The sequence below is a fragment of the Binatus soli (SeqCode) genome, assembly GCF_050015535.1.
In the GTDB taxonomy this organism is placed as follows: Bacteria; Desulfobacterota; Binatia; order Binatales; family Binataceae; genus Binatus; species Binatus soli.
In genome coordinates, this window is sequence record NZ_JBEKBF010000017.1 from 51,277 (window position 1) to 67,730 (window position 16,454).

Here is a 16,454-nt window from a genome sequence, read left to right on the forward strand (position 1 = left end):
TTACCTCCCGCTCGATTCGATCGAATGAATCCAGCTACTCAGCGGCCCTTGAAATTCGGCCGACGCTTTTCCAGAAATGCGCGCACGCCCTCGCGATAATCCTCGCTGTCGAAGCATCGCGCGACCATCGTCGAAACCGCCTTCACGTCGCGCTCCTCGCGATCTTTCAGGCTCTCGCCAATCGCCAGCTTGGCAGCCGCCATCGTCAGCGGCGCGTTGCCAGCCATCTTGAGCACGTAGTCGCGCACGTTTTCCTCGAGCTTTTCGGGATCGACCACGCGGTTGATTAGCCCCATCTGCAGAGCCTCTTCCGCGTCGAACAGCCGCGCCGACAGGAGGATATCGCGCGCGTTGGCGGGACCCACGGTATGCGCGAGCATGGTGACGCCTTCCAGCGGATACGCCAGTCCAAGCTGCGCGGCTGGAATCCCGAAGCGCGTCCCGCGCGCCGCTATTCGGATGTCGCATGCGAGCGCGACCTGCATGCCGCCCCCGATGCATACCCCGGAAATCATCGCGACGATCGGCTTGCGGCATTCGACAATCGCCGCGATTGCACTGTTGGGCGCGTCGCGATACGCACGCGCCTGCGCCGCATCGGCCCGCATCGCAGGGAACTCCGAGATATCCGCGCCCGCGATAAACGCCTGCGGCGTCCCGCCGCGCATGACGATCACGCGGACCGCGTCGTCGCTCGCCAGTTCCGCGACGCCTTCCGCAATCCGCAGCCAGGTCCTAAGATTGAGCGCGTTGCGAACTTGCGGGCGGTTCAGCACCAGCCATCCAATCGGCGCCTCGTCGTGGCGAACTATCAACGGATCGGCTGAAGTTTCATCGTTCACGGATATCGTACCTCTGGCGAGATTTATGACGATAATCGAGCGGGCTTCTAGTCAGGATTTTGAGCACATTTGCGCGCTGGACGAAACCGTCCATGCAGGCGCCCCACGGCGCAGATTTATCGGCGAGGCTTGCGCCCACGGCCGCGTCGCAGTGGCGCGCGTCGACGGAATCGTGCGCGGCTTCGTCATCGCGGATGAAAGTTTCTTCGAGCAATGTTTCGTGCGCCTGCTGCTCGTGCATCCCGATTTCCGCCGCCGCGGACTCGCGAGCGCCCTGATGCGCGCAGCCGAGCTCGATTGTCAGACTGAAAAGCTGTTCACTTCGACTAATCAGTCGAACATCGCGATGCAGCGGCTGTGCGATCGATTGGGCTTCGTCAAATCCGGCTACATCGAGAATCTCGACGAGGGCGACCCGGAACTCATCTATGTAAAGATTCTAGCGCCGGTTCCGAGCGCGCCGCCCCGCGACACCGGCGAAGAGTGAAGAAGTGAAACACTGAACTCAAACGGGACGGAAGACGAAGAAGTCTACCGGCTCTACCACCGGCTCGTACATACAATCAAGTTTTTCCTTCTCGCCTCCTTGTTCAAATTTCGCAGGCGCGTTACTTACTAGAGCCATGGATATTGGGAAAGTTGGAATATGGTTCTTCCTCGACGCGATGGCCGCGGCGGACACCGCCGAGTTCGCCAAACTGGTCGAGAAGCTCGGTTACAAAGCGCTCTGGATCCCCGAGGCCGTCGGCCGCGAGCCGTTCGCACACGCCGCGTACCTGCTCAGCCATACCGATCGCCTCGCCATCGCAACCGGCATCGCGAACATCTGGGCCCGCGACGCGTTTACGATGGCGGCCGCGTCGAAGACCGTGGCCGAGCTTTCCGGCGGCCGCTTCGTGCTCGGCATCGGCGTCAGCCACAAGCCTCTCGTCTCCAACCTGCGCGGCCACAACTACGACAAGCCCTACAGCTACATGAAAGAGTATCTGCCCAAGATGAAGAACGCGCTCTACTTGGCGCCGGCGCCCAAAGAGCCGGTGCCCGTGGTGCTCGCCGCGCTGCATCCCAAGATGCTCGCGCTGTCGGCCGCCGAGGCCAACGGCACGCACACCTACTTCGTTCCGCCCGAGCACACCGCAAAAGCACGCGCGCAAATCGGACCGAACGCGATGCTATGCGCGGCGCAGGCCGTCATCCTCGAAACCGACGCGGCCAAAGCCCGCACCGCAGCGCGCGAGTACATGAAGACCTACGTTCCACGCCTGCCCAACTACACCAACAACCTGAAAGCGCTCGGATGGGCTGACAAGGAATTCGAAAACGGATGCTCCGATCGGCTGGTCGACGCCATCGTGGCGTGGGGCGCCGAGGACAAGATTCGCGATCGCATCGACGCGCACCTGAAGGCCGGCGCCTCTCACGTCTGCATCCTGCCGATCCGTTCCGACGGCACGCCGCAGCCCGACCTTCGCGCTGTCCAGGCGTTCGCTCAACGCTGAGGAGTGTCGTCGATGCGCCAACTTTCTTCCAATTTGGCTGTCCTTGTCCTCGCGATCGCTGTGGCCGGATGCGCGTCGCAAGGCGAGCCGCAGGCCCGGCAGGCCGAAGCCGCGGCAGCCAAGGCTCAGGAAGCCGCCGCGCGCGCCGAAGAGTCCGCGACCAAAGCGCTCGACGCCGCCAACAAAGCGACCGAGGCCGCAGATCGCGCGACCAGGGCCGTCGAAGACGCGACCCGCGAAATCAACCGCGTCGCCGATCATCTCGATCAAATGGAACGCGACCGCGAAGCGGCAATTCACGGGCGTCGGATCTCGCACGTGACGAAGTCAGCCAGGAAGGCGGCGGCTGCGTCGGAGGCCTCCGCGTCGGCGTCTGCGTCTTCGGGCGGCGCCCCGGCGGCGGAAGCCTCGGCGTCGCCTGGCGCGGCTGCCGCCGCATCCGCGACCTCCGACGGCGTCACGTCATCGGCCGTGGCGCCAGCGGCCGTGCCGCCCGCGCCGGGGGTGCCTGCGCCGGGGGCGATAGCGCCGCCACCGAAGAAATAGCGGCCATCGGTCGAGCGCAAGTGGCTGAGCCAATCAAATCGCAACCAGCCCGCACGCCGACCGAAGCCGACATTCGCGCCGAGAATCTCACTCCGCAAGTCCGCCGCCACACCTGGATCAATATCGCGGGTCCGCTCGCCGCCGTCTTTCTCGGAATTTTCGCGGCTGCGATGTACCTGCGGCCCGTCGATGTCCTCCGATGGATTCAGATCACGCGCCTGGGATGGTCTGGGGTAACGCAGAACGATCTTGCGCTCAAGGACGGCCTCATCACTTACTTGATCACCGGCGGCTATTCGGAAATGGAGCCGGTCGTGATGATTCACGGGCTCGGTCCGGACGCCGCGCTCGTGTGGCGCGGGATCATGCCGCCGGTTGCCGACGCGCACTACAAAGTTATCGCGCCCAACCTGCCCGGCTTCGCCTCATCCGATCACAAGCAGGTCAACTATTCGATCGCGTACCAGGCTGCGGCGGTCGCGCAGATGATCGACGAGATGAAGCTCGATCACGTCAACCTGGTCGGCAACGATCTCGGCGCCGACGTCGCGCTCTACTACGCCGTCGAGCACCCCGATAAAGTCGAACGGATGGTCCTGGTGTCGGGCGGCCTGGTGGGTGCGCGCGGCGCTGAAAAGCTTCGCAAGGGGATGTTGCCGACGACGGTCGAGGCGATTCGCGCGCAGGTCGAGGCGAGCTTCTTCGATTTGCCCCCGATGCCCGAATTCATTTACCAGCGCATGATGGCTGAACTCAGCAGCGACCTTCAGGCCGAGACCGACATGATCAATTCCGTGCCTCGCGACGAGGCGCACATCCGCTCCAAACTGGGCCAGGTCTTCAACACGCTCACCATCATAATGTGGGGCGCGAAAAATCCGTTCTTCTCGGCCGCCGAAGGCGAGGCGCTGCACGCCGCGATGCCCGGTTCGGCCACTGTGGTCTTCAAGACCTCCGGCACCTACCCTCAACTCGAGCATCCCGACGATTTCGCCGAGTCGCTGATCTTTGTAATCAAGCAGGAAGAAGGCGGCCGGTAACTGACGGCTTGCGCGGCGCGCGGTCGTCTGCGATAAGCCAGTTTGAATTTTAAGCCCGCGAGGAATCGACGACGATGAAGCTCTACAACATGAATCTCTCCAACTTTGCCACCAAGTGCCGGCTCGTCATCTACGAAAAGGGACTCAACATCGAGATGGCGCCGATTCCCGGCGGCGATCTCCACTCCGCCGAATACGCGAAGGTCAATCCGCTCGGTAAAACCCCGGCGCTCGACGTTGACGGTCTGCTCATCCCCGAGTCCGAGGTCATCAACGAGTATCTCGAGGACAAGTACCCGACTCCGCCGCTGCTTCCCAAGAGTCCCGAGGGCCGCGCCAAAGTGCGAATCCTGACCCGATTCCACGACCTCTACCTCGAGCCTCCCCTGCGTGCGCTGTTCTTCCAGATGGATCCGAAAACTCGCGACGAAAAGCTCGTCGGCGAGAAGGTGGCCGACTTCAAAAACCGCGTCGACCAGCTCGAAAAGATGCTCGCCGACGGCGGCTTCGCGTGCGGCGCCAACTTCACGCTCGCCGATTGTGCGCTGGCGCCGACGATGTTCTTCGTGACCAACCTGATGCCCGTCTTCGGGGTCAACGCGCTCGACGGACATCCGAAACTCACGGCATGGTGGACCCACGTCCAGACCCGCCCGTCGGTAAAGAAGGGCCTCGCCGAGATGGGCGAAGCGCTGGCTGCGATGCAGCGCGGCGGCGGCATCCGCTAAGGATTCGTCCGGCGATTTTTCACCGCTCAAAAAAAGCGGGGGCATCCGCCACAATGCGCCCGCTTTCGCTGCCCGGCAAGGATGAACTAACTATGGCTTATCTCGATCGCGATGGCGTGCGCATCTACTACGAACAACGCGGCGCCGGGCCCGCCGTTTTGCTCTCGCACGGCTACAGCGCCAGCGCGCGCATGTGGCAAGGTCAGATGGATGCGCTGTCGGACCGCTACCATCTGATCGCCTGGGATATGCGCGGCCACGACCGCTCCGATTCGCCCGACGATCCGGCGCTCTATTCGCACGAAGCCACCATCGCCGATATGGCCGCGGTGCTCGACGCTTGCGGCGCGAATCGCGCCGTCATCGCCGGCTTGTCGCTGGGCGGCTTCATGTCGCTGGCGTTTCATCTGGCGCATCCCGCGCGCACGACCGCACTGATGCTGTTCGACACCGGCCCCGGCTACAAGAAAGACGACGGGCGCGAGGGATGGAACCGGCTCGCGGAAAGCATCGCAGTGGCGTACGAGAAAAAAGGACTCGCGGCGGCCGGCGCCGGCGCCGAAGTGAGCGTCGCCCGCCATCGCAGCGCGCAGGGCCTTGCGCATGCGGCGCGCGGGATGCTTGCGCAGAAGGACGGCCGCGTGATCGAGTCGCTACCGGCAATCGCGGTGCCGACGCTGGTGCTGGTCGGCGAAAACGACAAGCAGTTCCGGCCGTCGGCCGATTACATGTCAGCAAAGATTCCCGGCGCGGAGAAAGTGATCCTCGAGCAAGCGGGTCACGCCGCCAATATCGATCAGCCCGCCGCGTTCAACGCCGCCGTGCGCGCATTTCTCGATCGCGTGACCGCGTAGCCGCAATCGTCAAGCGTCAGTCCGCTTCATTGTCGATGACCGTCTGGAGAACGGCGCTGCGAATCGGCATTATGTAGATGGGTTGCCGATATCGGTTCCACGATCCGATTGGCGACAAGTTTGCAAACCTGATTGATCATCCAGGAGGCTGCTCCGAGATTCCTCGAGGACCGATGCAAGAATGGCTGTTCCTCCACTTTCCGAAATCAATCGCAACCTGTTCAACAAGCTTACCGATCATCACATCCGTTTCTCGCTGGCCAAGCGGCGGAGCGAGTTGTCGAAGCATGACTGGTATCGCGCGATGGCGCTGGTGGTTCGCGACATGTTGGTCGAAAAAATGCTGGCGACGCGCTTGCGTTTCGATCGCAACAATTCCAAGAAGCTCTATTATCTGTCGCTCGAATTTCTGATCGGCCGCTCGCTGGAAAACAATCTCTTCAACCTCAGCATCATCGACACATGCCGCGATTTTCTGGCCGAGAACGGAATCGACCTGCAGATCCTGTTCGATGAGGAGCCCGACGCGGCGCTGGGCAACGGCGGCCTGGGCCGGCTGGCTGCATGTTTTCTCGATTCGTTGGCGACGCTCGATCTGCCCGGCTACGCGTATGGCATCAACTACGAGTACGGGCTGTTCCGCCAGGAGATTCGCGGGGGTTACCAGCTCGAGCGACCCGACGCATGGCAGCGCGAAACCTCGCCGTGGCTGGTGGCGCGCCCCGAGCAGTCATGCCGGATTCCGGTTTACGGGCGAATCGAGCACCGCATCGATCGCAACGGCGAATACAATCCGGCCTGGGTGGATCGGCGCGTGTTGGTCGGCGTGCCGTCCGATCTGCCAATCGCGGGATTCGGCGGGCGCACGGTGAACTTTGTCCGCCTGTATTCAGCCGGCGCATCAGATGAATTCGATATGCAGATCTTCAACGCCGGCGATTACATGAAGGCCGTCGAGCAGAAGATGCTTTCCGAGACCATCTCGAAAGTGCTGTACCCATCCGATGCGGTGGCTGCGGGCCGCGAGCTCAGGCTATTGCAGGAATATTTCTTTGTGGCCTGCGCGGTGCACGATATAGTAGGGGGATTTGTCGCTCGTGGTGAAGACTTCAGTGCTTTCCCATCGCAAGTGGCTATTCAGCTGAACGACACTCATCCCGCATTGACTATTGCGGAGCTGATGCGCGTTTTCATCGACGAGTACGATCTGCAGTGGGCAATGGCGTGGGAGATTACGCGCGACACGGTCGCATATACCAACCACACTCTTCTGCCTGAAGCGCTGGAAAAATGGCCGGTGAGCCTGCTTGAACGAGTCGTGCCGCGCCATCTGCAGATCATTTACGAGATCAATCGGCGCTTTCTGGCGGACGCGGAGTCGGTCTGGCGCAACGACCCCGAACGCCTCGAGCGCGTATCGATCGTCCAGCAGGGCTACGAAGTCCAGGTCCGCATGGCGCATCTGGCGATCGTCGGCAGCCATTCGGTGAACGGCGTGTCAAAGTTGCACACGGAACTCGTCAAGACGCGCCTGGTGCCCGATTTTTATCAACTCTGGCCCGAGCGGTTCAGCAACAAGACCAACGGCGTCACGCAGCGGCGATGGCTGTTGATGGCCAATCCGGGTCTTGCAAGCCTGCTCGACACGACCATCGGTGCGGGATGGGCGACCGACCTCACGCAGTTGAGCGCGGTCGAGAAATTCGCGGACGACGTCGAGTTTCAGCGCCTCTTCAGGGAAATCAAGCGCGCCAACAAGGAGCGGTTGGCCAGAATCGTGAATCGGCTCGCCGCCGTGGACGTCGATCCTGCCGCGATGTTCGACATACAGGCCAAACGCATCCACGAATACAAACGCCAGCTCCTGATGGCGCTGGGAATCGTGCATCAGTACCTGCGGCTCGTGGATGACGGCGTCGAACCGCCGGTGCCGCGCACCTACCTGCTCGCGGGCAAGGCGGCGCCCGGCTATTGGGCGGCGAAAATGATCATCAAGTTGATCAACAACCTCGGTCAAGTGATCAACAACGATCCGAAAACACGCGAATTGATCAAGGTCGCCTTCCTGCCGGACTACCGGGTCTCGCTCGCGGAAAAAATCATCCCGGCTGCCGACGTTTCCGAACAGATTTCCACCGCCGGCCGCGAAGCATCCGGCACCGGCAACATGAAGTTCGCGATGAATGGTGCGCTGACGGTGGGGACTCTCGATGGCGCGAATATCGAGATTCGAGAAGCCGTCGGCGCGGAAAATATATTCATTTTTGGCCTGACCTCCGGCCAGATCGAGGAACTCACGGTGAAGGGTGGATATCGGCCGCGCGATTACTACGAGGCTGACCCGCGACTCAAGCGGGTGCTCGATGAGTTGGCGTCCGATCGCTTTTCTCCCGGCGAGGCGGGACTGTTCAGGTGGGTTCGCGACGCGCTGGTCAACCGCGACGACTATTTCCTGATGGCGGACTTCGGCGCATATATCGACATCCAGTCAGAGGTATCGACTGAGTATCAACATCCGGAGGTCTGGACGCGCAAGGCTATACTCAATCTCGCGCGGATTGGCGCGTTTTCGAGCGATCGGGCAGTTGCGGAATACGCTCGCGAGATATGGCATCTCGGCCAATCATGACTTGACCGGCGGCGATCGAGGAAGATCAAAGATCGCCGACGCGACGCAACTTTTCGGAAACTTCCTTCATCACTGTCTGAGGCAGGCGGCCAAGCGGCCGAAGCAACCGCCGGCGATCAATCGCGCGGGACTGATCGATCATGACCTCGCAGGCGCGAGCGTTGCCAGCCATCCTTTTCGGCAGCTCAACACGCAGGACGTTCTCTCCGGCCAGCCGGGTTGTGCAGGGAAGGATCCACGTGCTCGGATGGTCCGTCTCGTTCAGGAGGTCCGACTGGACTACGACAACGGGCCGGACCTTTCCAGGCTCGCTACCGCGGCGGGGATTCAGGTCCGCCGCCCAGAGCTCGCCCCGGCGCGGTGACCGGTCAGGCATCTTCGAGGCCGTCGCCCACCAACGGGTCCAGTTCCTGCACCTCCTCGAGAGCGGAGGATCGCACGCGCGCCGAAGCCACCCGGAATTGCCGGCGAAGTTCCTCTCGAGAAATGGATTCCTCCAGCAGCCTGAGCGAGCGGCGAATAACTTCTGTATTGGACGGGGCCTTGAGCAGCCGGCGTAATCGCAGGACTTGTGCGTGCTCCGCCGCTGCCAAGGTGAAAGACGATTTCCGCGCGGTATTAGATTTCATGCTTATCTCATACCTCGAACACATCTCGGATTCAAACGCGATGCCGACACGCAACGATAGACCAAGCGGGAGAGGACGATCGCCTAAGTTTGCTTCCGGACCGGCCGCAGAATCTTTTGCAGCCATTCGCCGCCGATCGCGCCAGTCATCGACGGCCTTTTGCCAGGTGGCATCACAGGCTCAGGGGTGGCACGGCGGCCGGTAATCTCCACGATGTGAATGCGGAAGAAAAACGCCGCCAGCGGGCGTTCTGTCTCGTGCAATATCGTTTTCGCGTAACCAGGCTCCCACCAGATGGCGTTGCGTTCCAGCAGTTTTTTGCGGGCGTATTCGCGAGCGACGCGCCATTCGGGGATATTCGGCAGTTCCTCGTAGCGACCGAAGACGATGACGCTCACCCACTGCTGCGGATTTACCACCTCGTCTGCTTCGACGCAGACCTTGGGGTTAGCGCGCATCCACTCGATCTTTTGCCCGACGGTGGAGAAGCTATATAGGTATTCATTGTCATAGGCGAAATAGAACGGCACGACGTATGGCTGGCTCTTGTGGGCGCACGCCAGTCTCCCGAGATGCGCACGGGCCAGCAGGTCCAGACTCTCCTCCCTGCTCAGTTCCTGGATCAGCACGACTATGACTCTCCGGCCTCGGCCGCTATGAGGCGGCATTTATTTGCGGTGCTGGCGAATAGGAATACACATACAAATGGTTGATGACTAGGATTGCAATACTAAGAGAGTTCGAAAATACGATCAGGTTGCATTGAAAGGGGCGATAAAACTGCGAGTCGCGGCCACTGACCCGTTCAGCGGCCTCAGTAGCGACGAGGCGGCGCGGCGCCTGAAGAGGTACGGGCCGAATCGTTTTGTGCGCGCAGCACGCGGCGCTGCAATCCTGGCATTTATCAGAACCGCCGCGGACCCGATGGCAGTAATGCTGGCCGCGGCCGGCGCGGTTTACTACGCGCTGGGCGAGCGGACCGACGCTTACGTCCTGTTCGCAGCGATCGTTCCTGTCCTTGCCGTCGATGTAATCCTTGAGGCGCGATCGCGCACCGCCCTCAAGAAGCTTGCGGGCGTCGTCGCGCCGCGTGCGCGAGTGGTTCGCAATGGTGTCCAGACCGAGACTCCGACTGCGGACCTTGTCCCCGGTGATCTGCTGCTCCTGAAAGAGGGCGACATCGTTCACGCCGATGCGGTTGTGCGTTCGAGTTCCAATCTCGCGCTCGACGAATCGCAGCTCACTGGCGAAGCAGAGCCCGTTTCGAAGCGGCCATGCGAAATACCTGGAGCCATGGCGGATGCACCGGAGGCCAGCCGCGTGTATGCGGGTTCGCGCGTGCTCGAAGGCCAGGGGTTTGCCGAGGTAACGGCGACCGGGGAGCGCACCCGCTATGGCGATCTGGCGCGACTGGTCGCCGAGGTAGGTCCGCGTCCGACACCGCTTGAGCGCAAGACGGCGCGGATGGTGCGCTGGATGGTCGGCGTGGCGATTACCGTTTCGGCTCTGCTGTTTGTCTTGCGCGTGCTCGGCGGGGCGCCAGCGGGCAATGCGTTTCTGTATGCGGTCAGCCTCGCGATGTCCGCCGTTGGCGAAGAGTTCTTGCTGGTGCTGACGATGTTCCTCAGCATCGGAGCATATCGCCTTAGCCAGCACGGAGTCCTGGTGCGTCGGTTGGCCAGCGTCGAGACGCTCGGCTCAACTACCGTCATCTGCCTCGACAAGACCGGCACTCTGACGGCTGGCGAGTTCGTGCTCGAGGAGCATCTGCCGCTGGGGCCGGAGATGTCGGAGGACGCGCTGCTCGAAGCGGCCGCGCTCGCGTGTGAGCCCCAGGCCGCCGACACGATGGAGCGAAAGATTCTTGCCCATTGCACGGAGCACGGGATCAACGTCGATGCGCTTCACTCGCGATGGCGTCTGGTGCACGACTACGCTTTCGACGCGGTTGGCAAACACATGTCGCACGTCTGGAGCAGCGCACAAGGCGACGGCGCCGGGAGCGCACAGCGAATCGTAGCGAAGGGCGCTCTGGAGGGGATAATCGAGCATTGCGATCTGGCGCAGGCGGATTTCGCTCGCGCCGAGAGCGCCAATGCCGAGATGGCGGGGCGCGGAATGCGCGTGCTTGCCGTCGCCGGACGCGATGCGCGGGCGGGCGGATTCACGGGGGTGCGCGCGTCGGACGAGCGCGGGTTTCGTCTGTTCGGCCTGCTCGGGTTTCGCGATCCTCTGAGAGCTGCGGTTCCGGACGCGGTGGCGCAATGTCAGCGCGCCGGGGTGGAACTCAAGCTGATTACCGGCGACCACGCGCTCACCGCGCATGCGATCGCCGACGCCGCCGGAATCGCGCATAGCGACGACGGCATCGTCACCGGCGCGCAACTCGACGGCGTTGACCAGCCGGCCTTCGACCGGCTGGTCCGCCGCTGCAGCATCTTCGCGCGCATCCGCCCCGAACAAAAGTATGCGATCGTCGAGGCCCTGAGGCGGGCGGGCGAAGTCGTCGCGATGACCGGCGACGGGATAAACGACGCGCCTGCCCTGCGCCGGGCGGACATTGGCGTGGCGATGGGCCGGCGCGGAACGGAGGTCGCACGCGCGGCTGCGGACATCGTGCTGCTCGAGGACGATTTCTCCGCGATGGTCGCAACGATTCGCGAAGGCCGCGTTCTGCTCGACAACATTCAGCGCGCATTCCTTTATCTGATCGGCTTCAAGGTAATGCTGGTGTCGCTCACGCTGTTGGCCCCGGTCTTCGGCCTTCCGCTGCTGCTGTTGCCGGTGAATTTGGTTTGGCTCGAGATGATCGTACATCCTGTCTCCGCTCTCGCCTTCGAGGGCGAACCTGCGGTCGATGATGTGATGCGACGGCCGCCGCGTCCGCCAGCATCGCCGATTGTCGAGAGACCGGCGGCTTACCGTGCGGCTCTATCCGGGGCGCTGCTGACGGTCATGGCGCTTGCGCTCTTCGCACTTCGACTCCGCGAGGGCGAGAACTATGCCCGCAGCGTCGCGATGGTCGTCACCGTGGTGGGAAGCCTGTTTCTCGTCTGGGCGGAGTACGCAGGGACCCGTCGATGGTGGCGGGTTCGCGCGCCGCAGCAGCGGCGATTTTGGGTTGTGATCTTTGCCGTAGCCGCCAGTCTGCCGGTATTCATGCTGACGCCGCCGCTGGCCGCGGTGCTGATGATCCGCCCGATTGCTCCCGCCGATTGGGGGATCGCAATATTGGCGGCGGCGATCGCCGTCGGTTGGCGCGCGTTCGGTACGCGCAGTGTCAGCCCTTCGGTAAGCCCAGCACGCGTTCGCCGATGATGTTGCGCTGGATTTCGCTGGTGCCGCCGGCGATCGTAAACTCCCGGGCGGCGATTATGCGGCTGGCCCATTTGCCACCCTGGACAGTTCCAGGCGACCCGCTTTCGAGATTCGCGTATGGACCGAGCATCTCGTCCGCGAACATTGCCAGGCGCAGGCTGAGTTCTGTCGCGCACAGTTTTCCGATCGAACTCTCCGGTCCGGGCACTCGCCCCTTGAGCTGCGCGGTCATCGCACGATAACGGCCAAGCCGGATGCATCGCGCCTCCGCGGCAAATTGCGCGAGCTTCTGGCGGATGTACGGACTGTTCCACGCGGGCATGCCGTCAAAAGCGACGGTCTTTGCAAGCGCGATCAATTCGCCCATCGTGCGTTCCACCGGATGGCGCACTCCGCCCGAGGCCCGCTGAAACATCAGCGTCGCGATCGACACTTGCCACCCTTCGTTCAGCTTGCCGACCAGGTTCTGCTTCGGCACTCGCACTCCGTCGTAAAAGACCTCGTTGAATCCCATCTCGCCGGTAATCTGCATGAGCGGCCGGATCGTGATTCCCGGACTGCGCAGGTCAACCAGCAGATACGAAATTCCTCTGTGCTTGGGCGCCGCCGGATCGGTGCGGACCAGCAGGACCTGGTAATCCGCGCGATGCGCGTTGCTGGTCCATACCTTCTGGCCGTCGAGCACAAAGCAGTCGCCGTCGAGCACCGCCCGCGTCTGAAGTCCCGCCAGATCGGAACCTGCGTTGGGTTCGGAGTATCCCTGGCACCAAATTTCTTCGCCGGTCAGCATCGGAGCCAGATACCGCTTCTTTTGCTCCTCGCTGCCCAACAGCATAATCGTCGGACCAATCCGATCGATCGCGAAATTGTTCGCGCCGTACAACGGCAGCCCCAGACGCAAAGCCTCGTCCTGGTAAATCGATTGCTCGACCACCCCGGCTTCGCTCCCGCCCCAATCCTTCGGCCAGTGAAGCGCGAGGTACCCGGCGTCGTGGAGCCGCCGATGGTATGTGAGTATCTTCTGCCAGAGTTGATCGTCCCGGCTGTAGAGCAGGCTTTCGACAGTTACACTCGGCGAGTCGACAAGATCGCCAAAAAGTTCCGACGCCGTCGCCTCCATCCATGCGCGAACCCGGCTGCGGAATTGCTCCTGCTCCGGTGTGTAGTCGAAGTCCATCGAAATAGACGTTTGGAAGCAGACCCCGGGCAGTTGGTCCTAAACCTACGCGAACAACATCTTTCTGAGCGCCGGCAGCAGGCGCATTTCCTCGCTATCGATCAAATCGTCGAGCTTCACCACGAGCACACACAGAGCCTTGCCCGCCACGGCGACAACTTTGTCTGGATCTTCTTTGAACGACACTCCGTTAAGCTTGCTGATCAGCGAGCGCATTTCGAGGTGGCTCTTCTTGATTCGATCCATGACCTCGGGAGGAAGACCGCCCGCAACTTCCGCCCAGGGCAGCACTGTTTCATCTTCGCTCAACAGATGCTGATTAAGTTGCGGCTTCAGAATTTCCCAACAGCGCTGCGCCTGCGCACGCATCTCGCGATCCGACGGCCTGAAGCCGAGAATGGCGCCTGCCACCGCTGCGTCGAGCAGCGGCATCCCGAGGCTGTATTCTTCACGGCTCAGTTTTTCCGTGAGGTTTTTGATCTTGCCCGTGTCGGAGAAGTTTTCGGCCGGGATTGCTGACGGCTTCTTGGCGTTGGTCATATTCATCGTCCTCGTACTCACAATTGCATGCGGACTCCAGATTTCCAATTCATTCTTTGTGCCGAAGGGTGGCCGTGATGCGACCCCTGATATCCGGCGGAATTCGGGCGGCAAGCTGAGCATTTGTATCGTTCCGACACAGGACTGCTGCCCTTGGCAACAGCGATCGGATTAAACCGACCGATGAGCGATTTCGGCATCAAGACCAAGCAGCGCCGGCGTTGGGTGCTTTCGATGGAAATAAGATCGTCTGATAATCGAATTGCGCGATACTTGCAGGAATCCGATCGTTCTGTCAGAAATTTCCGGAGATTTAGTTCGATGCTCGGTGATGCCGGGCACAAATGTTGCTCCGACACGGATGGTTGCCGAATGTTTAGACGTTGATTGGGGGAATTATGCCAGCCAGACGAATTTTCTCGATGTTTCTGTTTGCACTTGGCGTCGCGGCGCTATCACTGGTGAGCCTGGCGCGCGCGGCCGACAGCGACGGCAGCGACGCCGCCGCGATGAAGGAAATCAGAAGCGAGCTGCGTCAGATGCGGGAGGAGCGCAAGCGTGACCGCGAAGTAATTCGCTCGCTCGAGATCAAGGTTCAGCAACTCGAGACGAAGGATTCAAGGGTCGAGGCCACCACGCAGCAGTTGCACAACACCGATCAAAAGCTGAAGGAGACAACCCTCGAGCTTCAGCAGACCAACGCCCAAGTGAAGACTTTGCAGACCAAGGTCGATGCGCCGATCGCGTCGTCAGAGTTTGGCGATGCCGTTCAGCGATACCTCGGAACGCACTCGTTCACTGTGAGCGGGGCGGCCGGCGGCAACTACATCTTTGACCAGCAACCCGGCGCCCTCGACGGCCTTTATCATGCGTCGCAGAACTCATTCTTTTTCGATTGGGAGCCGATGATTCTGTACCGCCCGACTGACTGGATCATGTTCGAGGGCGTGATCAGCACGGCGTTTGGAAGTACCGGAACGGGGGTCGACCTGTCGACCGCTGATTTTCAGCTCTTTCTTAACGACTATATGACGGTCGTGGCCGGGCTTTTCGACCAACCGTTCGGTGATTGGTACGAGAACCAGAGCCCGATGTGGGTGAACCGGTTTGTCACGGCGCCGCTGCCGTTTGGAGTTGAGCCGGTGGTTCCACCGTCGGAGATTGGAGTCCAGCTTCGGGGCGGCATGCAATTCGGCGCGCTCGGCCAGGATTTCGACTACACAGTATGGGGCGGAAACGGTCCCAACTTCAGCTCGCCAGTCCTTGGCGCCGTGGTCTCAAGTCCAACCGCGGTCGCAAACAGCCAGACCAACGGCAAATCGATCGGCGCGCGTTTTCGCATCTATCCGCTCCCGGTTGATTCTGAAATGGGCCGGCTCGAGCTTGGAGCGTCCACCTACAACGGCAAGTGGGCAAATGGAAATTGGTACAACTCGTGGGGCGTGGATTTCAACTACTTCATCGGCAACTTGCAGACCCGCGGTGAATGGGTGCAATCGTACCGCCAACTGCCCGACGAACTCGGGACCGACAATCGCCAGGGATGGTACCTGCAAGCCGGTTACTTCCTGACCAATCTCAACGTCCCGGGCCTTCCCGACATGCTCAACAGCTATCTCCATCGATTCGAGCCGCTGGTGCGCTATTCGGGAGTTAACCAGCGCGGCGTTTCAACCGGCGACATCCCCGCCGCCATCGGCACGCAGGTCGGACTGGTCCCCGATTTCGGCATCAACGGGTCGCCGGCCACGTATGCGCCGCACGCTCGCGAAGTGGCGTTGGCTCTCGACTATTGGATTGCACCATCGATCGTTTGGCAGAACGAATTCGACATCGAGTTGCCGCGCGCTGGAGGACTATTCGTCTCACCCGAAACCGGCGCCGAGACACCCGCGGGTTCAATTCCGAACGATCGCGCCTTCCTAAGCCAATTCACGATCGGATTCTGAGCGGAGTCATGGCCATGAGAAAAATATTCGCCGCAATCGTACTTGCGACTCTTGCGCTCGGATTTGTGGGTGCCCCCGCTTCGGCGGTTGAGAATGTTTCCCCGGCCGAGCATCGCCGCCTGTTCCGGGAGGGTGCCCAGCTGTGGCCGGTTTACTGCAACACCTGTCATAATGCGCGACCGGGATCCGAGAAGGCTCCCTACGAGTGGGACCTGATCATCATGCATATGCGTACGCTCGGAAACTTACCGGCCGGCGACGTCAGGGCGCTGGTGGAATTCCTCAAGAGCCGTTGATTCGGCCCGGGCTGCGCGAACCTTGAAACGGAGGACGACGACAACGTGAATCGACTCATCTCGACAATTGGTGTGTGCGCGATCATCGCATGCGCGTTTGTGCCTGTGCGCGCGGCCGACATGGCTGCCGCCAAGCAGAACTTCGATATGTTTTGCATGAAGTGTCACGGCGCCAACGGCAAGGGCGACGGTCCCGCCGCGGCTACCCTTGCCACCAACCCTCGCAATTTCACTGATTGCGGCACGATGGGCAAGATTGACGACGCTACGCTGTTCAACGTGATCAAGAACGGCGGCGCCTCCATAGGTCTCAGCAAAGACATGCAGGCGTGGAGCACGGGTTTCTCGGACGACGAGATCCACGACCTCGTCGCCTACGTCAAGACCTTCTGCAAGAAGTAAGCGCG

The 16,454-nt window shown here is 61.5% G+C and carries 17 protein-coding genes; 11 read left to right on the forward strand and 6 right to left on the reverse strand.

What is annotated here, in order from left to right; genetic code table 11:
• Positions 1 to 38: 38 nt before the first annotated feature.
• A complete protein-coding gene (locus ABR989_RS13910) occupies positions 39 to 842 on the reverse strand; it encodes an enoyl-CoA hydratase (RefSeq protein WP_428129632.1) in 804 nt (267 codons plus the stop codon).
• A gap of 25 nt (positions 843 to 867) precedes the next feature.
• Between ABR989_RS13910 and ABR989_RS13915 the strand changes: the two genes are divergently transcribed.
• The 7 genes from ABR989_RS13915 to ABR989_RS13945 all read left to right on the forward strand — a co-directional run bounded on the left by ABR989_RS13915 (position 868) and on the right by ABR989_RS13945 (position 8,138).
• The gene (locus ABR989_RS13915) at positions 868 to 1,329 is read left to right on the forward strand and encodes a GNAT family N-acetyltransferase (protein ID WP_428129635.1); all 462 of its coding nucleotides are present in this window, start codon (positions 868 to 870) and stop codon (positions 1,327 to 1,329) included.
• A gap of 136 nt (positions 1,330 to 1,465) precedes the next feature.
• Positions 1,466 to 2,341: a TIGR03620 family F420-dependent LLM class oxidoreductase gene (locus ABR989_RS13920; protein WP_428129637.1), complete on the forward strand. Its 876-nt coding sequence runs from the start codon at positions 1,466 to 1,468 to the stop codon at positions 2,339 to 2,341.
• 12 nt (positions 2,342 to 2,353) lie between these two features.
• Positions 2,354 to 2,887 (forward strand): hypothetical protein, encoded by a 534-nt coding sequence (locus ABR989_RS13925; RefSeq protein ID WP_428129639.1) that lies wholly within the window; start codon positions 2,354 to 2,356, stop codon positions 2,885 to 2,887.
• A 20-nt stretch (positions 2,888 to 2,907) separates the two neighbouring features.
• Positions 2,908 to 3,927: an alpha/beta fold hydrolase gene (locus ABR989_RS13930; protein ID WP_428129641.1), complete on the forward strand. Its 1,020-nt coding sequence runs from the start codon at positions 2,908 to 2,910 to the stop codon at positions 3,925 to 3,927.
• A gap of 74 nt (positions 3,928 to 4,001) precedes the next feature.
• The gene (locus tag ABR989_RS13935; RefSeq protein WP_428129644.1) at positions 4,002 to 4,655 is read left to right on the forward strand and encodes a glutathione S-transferase family protein; all 654 of its coding nucleotides are present in this window, start codon (positions 4,002 to 4,004) and stop codon (positions 4,653 to 4,655) included.
• A 92-nt stretch (positions 4,656 to 4,747) separates the two neighbouring features.
• Positions 4,748 to 5,509 (forward strand): alpha/beta fold hydrolase, encoded by a 762-nt coding sequence (locus ABR989_RS13940; RefSeq protein WP_428129646.1) that lies wholly within the window; start codon positions 4,748 to 4,750, stop codon positions 5,507 to 5,509.
• A 181-nt stretch (positions 5,510 to 5,690) separates the two neighbouring features.
• Positions 5,691 to 8,138, forward strand: a complete 2,448-nt coding sequence (locus tag ABR989_RS13945; RefSeq protein ID WP_428129647.1) for a glycogen/starch/alpha-glucan phosphorylase — start codon at positions 5,691 to 5,693, stop codon at positions 8,136 to 8,138.
• A gap of 25 nt (positions 8,139 to 8,163) precedes the next feature.
• Here ABR989_RS13945 and ABR989_RS13950 read toward each other — a convergent pair whose 3' ends face one another.
• Genes ABR989_RS13950 through ABR989_RS13960 form a run of 3 tightly spaced genes read right to left on the reverse strand, consistent with a single transcriptional unit; the run spans position 8,164 to position 9,396 of the window.
• A complete protein-coding gene (locus ABR989_RS13950) occupies positions 8,164 to 8,514 on the reverse strand; it encodes a type II toxin-antitoxin system PemK/MazF family toxin (protein WP_428129649.1) in 351 nt (116 codons plus the stop codon).
• Complete coding sequence (locus tag ABR989_RS13955; RefSeq protein ID WP_428129651.1) at positions 8,507 to 8,893, reverse strand: hypothetical protein; 387 nt, start codon at positions 8,891 to 8,893, stop codon at positions 8,507 to 8,509. The genes ABR989_RS13950 and ABR989_RS13955 overlap by 8 nt, the downstream gene beginning before the upstream one ends.
• Positions 8,851 to 9,396, reverse strand: coding sequence for a pyridoxamine 5'-phosphate oxidase family protein (locus ABR989_RS13960; RefSeq protein ID WP_428129653.1), 546 nt, complete (start codon positions 9,394 to 9,396; stop codon positions 8,851 to 8,853). Before ABR989_RS13960 ends, ABR989_RS13955 begins: the two co-directional genes overlap by 43 nt.
• Before the next feature lie 133 nt (positions 9,397 to 9,529).
• On the opposite strand from ABR989_RS13960, the gene ABR989_RS13965 reads away from it, so the two are divergent.
• Complete coding sequence (locus ABR989_RS13965) at positions 9,530 to 12,085, forward strand: cation-translocating P-type ATPase (RefSeq protein WP_428129654.1); 2,556 nt, start codon at positions 9,530 to 9,532, stop codon at positions 12,083 to 12,085.
• On the opposite strand, the gene ABR989_RS13970 is transcribed toward ABR989_RS13965, so the two are convergent.
• Together ABR989_RS13970 and ABR989_RS13975 are read right to left on the reverse strand one after the other, a co-directional pair.
• A complete protein-coding gene (locus tag ABR989_RS13970) occupies positions 12,048 to 13,262 on the reverse strand; it encodes an acyl-CoA dehydrogenase family protein (RefSeq protein ID WP_428129657.1) in 1,215 nt (404 codons plus the stop codon). The genes ABR989_RS13965 and ABR989_RS13970 overlap by 38 nt on opposite strands.
• Before the next feature lie 45 nt (positions 13,263 to 13,307).
• On the reverse strand, positions 13,308 to 13,802 hold the full coding sequence (locus tag ABR989_RS13975) for a hypothetical protein (RefSeq protein ID WP_428129659.1): 495 nt from the start codon (positions 13,800 to 13,802) through the stop codon (positions 13,308 to 13,310).
• 398 nt (positions 13,803 to 14,200) lie between these two features.
• On the opposite strand from ABR989_RS13975, the gene ABR989_RS13980 reads away from it, so the two are divergent.
• The 3 genes from ABR989_RS13980 to ABR989_RS13990 are packed head-to-tail and all read left to right on the forward strand — an operon-like array spanning position 14,201 to position 16,449.
• On the forward strand, positions 14,201 to 15,751 hold the full coding sequence (locus ABR989_RS13980; RefSeq protein ID WP_428129662.1) for a hypothetical protein: 1,551 nt from the start codon (positions 14,201 to 14,203) through the stop codon (positions 15,749 to 15,751).
• A gap of 14 nt (positions 15,752 to 15,765) precedes the next feature.
• The gene (locus ABR989_RS13985) at positions 15,766 to 16,047 is read left to right on the forward strand and encodes a cytochrome c family protein (RefSeq protein WP_428129665.1); all 282 of its coding nucleotides are present in this window, start codon (positions 15,766 to 15,768) and stop codon (positions 16,045 to 16,047) included.
• A gap of 45 nt (positions 16,048 to 16,092) precedes the next feature.
• The gene (locus ABR989_RS13990; RefSeq protein ID WP_428129667.1) at positions 16,093 to 16,449 is read left to right on the forward strand and encodes a c-type cytochrome; all 357 of its coding nucleotides are present in this window, start codon (positions 16,093 to 16,095) and stop codon (positions 16,447 to 16,449) included.
• Positions 16,450 to 16,454: the final 5 nt, after the last annotated feature.